The sequence below is a fragment of the Okeania sp. genome, assembly GCF_983059655.1.
The window spans coordinates 1-5554 of record NZ_CEZPJD010000533.1; the positions used below are offsets into that span (position 1 = coordinate 1).

Here is a 5554-nt window from a genome sequence, read left to right on the forward strand (position 1 = left end):
GATAATTGATAATTGATAATTGATAATTGATAATTAATCCCTAAAGGTTTAAAGCCTCTCATTACCAAGAAATAATTGATAATTAGAGATACTTTTCATTATCTATTATGTAAGCATTCAGCTATTAGCATTTCCTACGAAATGCGGAGCTAACAGCAATCAGATGTATGAACTTATGCAAGCAATAACTGAGGTTAGGTTCTAGTCAATTTCATTAATGAATTTTAACTATCCTTGGTGGATAATTCCCTTCTAGTATGATAATGAGTTAATAAAAAATAGCTGATAGCTGACTGCTGAATGCTTACTCCATTATTCATTATCAATTAATGAACTATGGTTACATAAGGATAAACAGAAATTTATTTATTATGGATGATTATACAATGAATGAATGTATGTATGTAAAAAAAAATAGGAAGTTCTGCAACTAAGCAATAAAAATCAACACGGACACTTAATTATTTGTTAAGATTATCTCTGGTTGAATACTTATAAATAAATAGATATCTCCAGGGAACAGGGAACAGGGAATAGGTTGATTGGAAACCTCAAATATACTACTTATTAATCAATCAATTTCTTAAACCAATTTCTTAAACAGTTCGTTATTGGTAATCTCCTCAAAGTCAGGTTCATTTTTTACCATTTCCTTGCATCTACTAGGATTGAGATTAATTGCTTTTTTCAAGCTTTTTAAACCTGCTTCAACTTCACCTTTCAAAACACAACAACGAGCCTTATTATACCAAGCACTAAAAAAGTCAGGTTTAATTTTTGCTGCATTATCATAACAAGCGATCGCCTCTCCATAAATACCTAACTTCATCAAAGCAACCCCTCGATTATTCCACGCATCGCTATAATTATTTTTAATAGCAATTGCCTGATTATAAGACTTAACTGCCTCTTGATATTTTTGAATTTTTGCTAAACAAACACCACGATTATTCCAGGCATCAGCATAATCAGATTTAACTTTAATTGCTTGTTCAAAAGAATTAATTGCCTCTTGATAATGCTGCAATTCTATTAAAGAAACACCACGATTATTCCATGCATCAGCATAATCAGCACGAATTTGTAACGCTCTATCATAAGAAGCGATCGCCTCTTCATACATCTTCAATCTTGTCAATACCACCCCTCGATTATTCCAAGTATCTGCCATTTCAGGATGAATTTTTAAAGCTTGATTGTAAGCAGAAACAGCTTCTTTGAGTCTACCAGCAAAGAAAAATTGATCTGCTTGTTTAGCATAATCATTTGCCATCATTAACGGCTCAGAATTATCAGCTTGAGTAGCAGAATATTGAATCAACGTATCCTTTTGCAATTGTTCTATTTTTTCATCAGCTTGTTCACTTTGTTGTTGCAGTTCATCTAATATTATTTGAGCTTCATTGACGATTTCTTTTAACTGAGATATTGTGTCATATTTAAAACTTTCAATTTCTTGTTCTGTAATAAAAATTTTGTTAGATAACTTTGTCTGTAGAAACCAAATCCAAATTGCTGCTGAAGCAGGAAATAAAGTCAACAAAATCAAAAAGATACTGAGTAATGATGTGGCATGACGAAATGTATAATCTACTTCTTCTCGCACGCGACTACTAATTTCTTCTTTCAATTTAAAATCTGCTACTTGTTCCTGATTTTGAGCTAGTAAATTATCAATTGGATGAGTTGCCAAATTTTTATTTTTTGGGAATATAGATAATAACTTTAAATTATTTGTCCCTTGACTATATGCAGAATTTCCACTAATAGACAATATTAGGACTATAATCAAAATATAAGTTGACTTTGGTAACCCTTTGCTGAGGCTTTTTAGCATCTGCCTGTGGCAAAAATCTACCATATTGATAATTTTCATAGCTTCTAAAAATGCAGATAAACTGATAATATTTCTACATATAGCATGTTGACATCCTCCCGACGCTGCTCTGCGAGACAGCACGGGATTCCCATCCATCAATCAAACAGACTAAGCTGCTTGAAAAACTCTGGGCGGGTTAACACATCATTGCCATCAACTACCTTTTTACGGGCAGAATTACGTTGGCTCCATGTCCGTTTAATTGTCTCCGGTTGACCCTCGGCGACTTCTTGAAAAAGTGATAGCTGTACAGTATTTTCTACTATTGTTTCAATTGTTTCAACCTTGGTTTTTGGTTGAACAACTTCTAAAATATTCACTGCAGCATTGATATCTCTGTCGTGAAACGTGCCACAATTTAAGCAAGTCCATTCTCTAACATTTAGCTCTTTTTTGCCTCCTTTGAAACCACAATTAGAACACTTTTGAGATGTAGGCTCCCACCTAGAAATAGTTCTAAATTCTCTACCATATTTCTCGCACTTAGCCTTAGTTAAAGTTCTAAATTGCCTCCAACCTAAATCACTAATTGCTTTCGCTAATTTGCAGTTTTTAACCATACCGGAAACATTTAAGTCTTCTAATACGATAGTATCGTAATTTATGGCTAAATCAGTTGATAGCTTGTGTAGAAAATCTGTACGAATGTCTTTGATTTTTGTGTGAAGTTTAGCAACTCTAACCCTTGCCTTTTCACGACGTTTGCTACCTAGCTCAGTTTTGGCAAATTTACGTTGAAACTTACCTAATTTATTGAGGTTTTTTTTGAGAGGTTTAGGAGCTTCAAACTTCTCACCATTACTCAAAGTTGCAAAAGTTGAAATGCCCAAATCAATACCTATTGAGTTTTCAGTCTTAGGTAAATTTTCAGCACAAGTTTCTACAACAAAACTAGCAAAGTAACGTCCTGCACTATCTTTAATTATAGTAACTGAGCTAGATTTACTAGCCAGTGGTCTAGACAAAACTATTTTGATTTTTCCTACTTTTGGGAGATAGATTTTATCTTTACCGACCTGATAATTTGCACCTACAAATCTTGCAGCTTGCCTAGATTTTCTGGACTTGAACTTTGGTGGTTTAACCTTAATTACAAAACGTTTTCCAGCGCAACTATTAAAGAAGTTTTTGTAAGCTTTGTCTAAGTCTTTGAGAGATTGTTGTAATGGAGTAGATGCAACTTCCTTTAACCAAAATAATTCTTTTTTAGCTTGAGTTATAAATTGTTTGGTTAAGTCCACATAGCCAGGTCTCTTGTGACCATTAGTATACAGTTGGTTACAGTGTGCTAATGCGCTATTCCAAACGTATCTGCAACAACCAAATAGTTGATTTAATTTGATTATTTGAATATGATTTGGATATATGCGATACTTGTATCTAGCTTTCAATGTTTTAACCTGTTACTAATATTAAGTAGTATTATTATAGCATGGGTTGGCATTCATCCCGACGCTCCCCTACGGGAGAGCGCGGGTCTTCTGCCAACATTTAGATAAAAATAGTAAATTTTAACTAGCTATCAGCTTTTAGCATTTCTTGACGGAATGCTTTGCGTCAAAACTGCGGACTTAAGTTTTTATAGCTCTGGGTTAAAATCCACTTCTGGCAATAATCCTACTGAATGCTAAATGCTGACCGCTGACTGCTTATTAAACTTTTGACTTTTGACTTTTGACTTTTGACTTGTAATTAAATAATGTCTGAATGGATTGAAATTGGTAGAATAGTTGCCCCTCAAGGTTTGAGAGGAGAGTTGCGAGTATATCCTAACTCTGACTTTCCAGAAAGATTTTTAGAACCAGGAAAAAGATGGTTATTACAACCAGGCCAAGTAGAGCCCCAAGATATTGAGTTACTGGGTGGTCGTTATATTCCTGGTAAAGAGTTGTATGTGATAGAGTTGGCAGGGATTGAAAATCGCGAACAAGCTGAAGCATTACGGAATAGTTATTTGTTTGTCCAGCGAGGCGATCGCCCCCAACTAGCAGAGGATGAATTTTATCTGCCAGACTTAATTGGTTTGACAGTTATTAATCAATTAAATGGGGAAATTATTGGTAAAGTTGTGAGTATGATTTCAGCAGGAAACGATTTATTAGAAGTAGAAAAAATATCGACAAATACTCCTATTATTTCTGAAGATGTTACTCAAGATCAGCCACCACAAGAAAGTGGAAGAAGTAGGCGTAAAAAACATAAGAAAAAACCTAAATCTTCCCCTCCTCAAAATCTTTTAATCCCTTTTGTTAAAGAAATTGTTCCTGTAGTTGATTTTGAAAAAAGCATCATTGAAATTATTCCCCCATTAGGCTTAATTGACCTTTAATAATTAATAATTAATAATTAATAATTAATAATTAGGGCTTGCTGATTAATTCTAAAAGTATTGACTGATACTGGTTTTAGTGTTTTAGAGTTGAAAAAAGTACCAGCTTTTCGGTAGAAAAAGCTCATGTATGCTAGTATCTTAGGATGATTATGGAAGAAAAATTGAGAGACAATTCTTAACTCCTACCTCTTCGCTCATTCCCATTTCTCCTGTCTTCCCCTCCTGGGAGGGGCTAGGGGTGGGTTGTCTCCTGTCTCCTACCCTCACCCATAAGATTTTGTAAAAAATTACATTAATTGAAACTCTTTAATAGCAGGTAAAAAGTTTTTATTTTCATGGCTTGGGCGACTAAGTTTAATCAAAACAAATCTTTGTAGTGGAGTTAGGTTTTTCCATTGTTCTAACTTAATTTCAACCCCTGTTTCTTGAGCTTTATTTTGAACTATATCTGGAATTTTTGTATTATCCATCCAACCTGGATTTAGTTCTATAGATAATTCTTTAGCAGGAGTATCTGTATGTTGAATTACTAACTCATGTAGCCACTCTCGATAATTTTTAATTTCTTCTGGTGTACTGCAAGGTTTATCTACTATTTCTTGACGAATTAAATGATTAAATTCATGCCAGTGAGACAACTTTAACTTAACTCCGCAGGTATCTAATTTATAACGGACTATCATGGGAATACATCGTAGAGATTCCACAAAATCTTGCTCAAATTCAAAATAATTGCTCATCATAATTTTCTCAATTTTTCAGCTTTCATAACTCTAATATATTTTAATCTAATTATTAGACATCAAAGAGGGAGTAGGGAGTAGGTGGAAAGAATTAATGAATAATACCAAATCCGGTTATCATGCACCATATTTTTTGCTCTTCCTCTCTAACTCTTCTGCCTTTTTCAAGTTTTTTCATCCTTCCTTATTCCAATATTGCTATCCTTTGACATCCTCCCGACGCTGCTCTCACGAGACAGGGCGAGATTCCCTAATATCACTAATAGGGGCTTTCTGCTTCAATGCACCCGCCTTCGGTGGATTTGCTCCCTTCTGGTCTTACAGTCGCTCCACAGACTGAAACTGCGAGTCCCGCAGCCAAAATATTGATACTAGCGTTGATATCACGGTCATGGTGACTACCACATTCTGTGCAATCCCACTCTCTTACACTTAGAGGCAATTTCTCAACAACGTAGCCACAATTAGAACAACACTTGGAACTAGGAAAATATCTATCAATCTTGATTAATTCCCGGCCGTACCATTCTGCTTTGTATTCTAATTGCCTAACTAATTCTCCCCAGTTGGCATAACTTATTGCCCTGGCTAATTTATGGT

5 protein-coding genes are annotated in these 5554 nt (G+C 34.6%); 1 reads left to right on the top strand and 4 read right to left on the bottom strand.

Features of this window, described 5'->3' with window-relative positions; all coding sequences use genetic code 11:
• Window positions 1–583: 583 nt before the first annotated feature.
• Together AC3DU7_RS23550 and AC3DU7_RS23555 are read right to left on the bottom strand one after the other, a co-directional pair.
• Window positions 584–1876: a tetratricopeptide repeat protein gene (locus AC3DU7_RS23550; protein WP_488041729.1), complete on the bottom strand. Its 1293-nt coding sequence runs from the start codon at window positions 1874–1876 to the stop codon at window positions 584–586.
• 98 nt (window positions 1877–1974) lie between these two features.
• Window positions 1975–3270 (bottom strand): RNA-guided endonuclease InsQ/TnpB family protein, encoded by a 1296-nt coding sequence (locus tag AC3DU7_RS23555; protein ID WP_488041730.1) that lies wholly within the window; start codon window positions 3268–3270, stop codon window positions 1975–1977.
• 308 nt (window positions 3271–3578) lie between these two features.
• Here AC3DU7_RS23555 and rimM point away from each other — a divergent pair, with 308 nt between their 5' ends.
• Window positions 3579–4208 carry a ribosome maturation factor RimM gene (gene rimM, locus AC3DU7_RS23560; protein ID WP_488041731.1) on the top strand — a complete coding sequence of 210 codons (630 nt, stop codon included), beginning with the start codon at window positions 3579–3581 and terminating at the stop codon, window positions 4206–4208.
• A 290-nt stretch (window positions 4209–4498) separates the two neighbouring features.
• Here the strand turns inward: rimM and AC3DU7_RS23565 are convergent, their stop codons facing one another.
• Together AC3DU7_RS23565 and AC3DU7_RS23570 are read right to left on the bottom strand one after the other, a co-directional pair.
• Window positions 4499–4951: a nitrate reductase associated protein gene (locus AC3DU7_RS23565; protein WP_488041733.1), complete on the bottom strand. Its 453-nt coding sequence runs from the start codon at window positions 4949–4951 to the stop codon at window positions 4499–4501.
• A 262-nt stretch (window positions 4952–5213) separates the two neighbouring features.
• On the bottom strand, window positions 5214–5554 hold a 341-nt coding region (locus AC3DU7_RS23570; RefSeq protein ID WP_488041732.1), incomplete at its 5' end, for an RNA-guided endonuclease InsQ/TnpB family protein.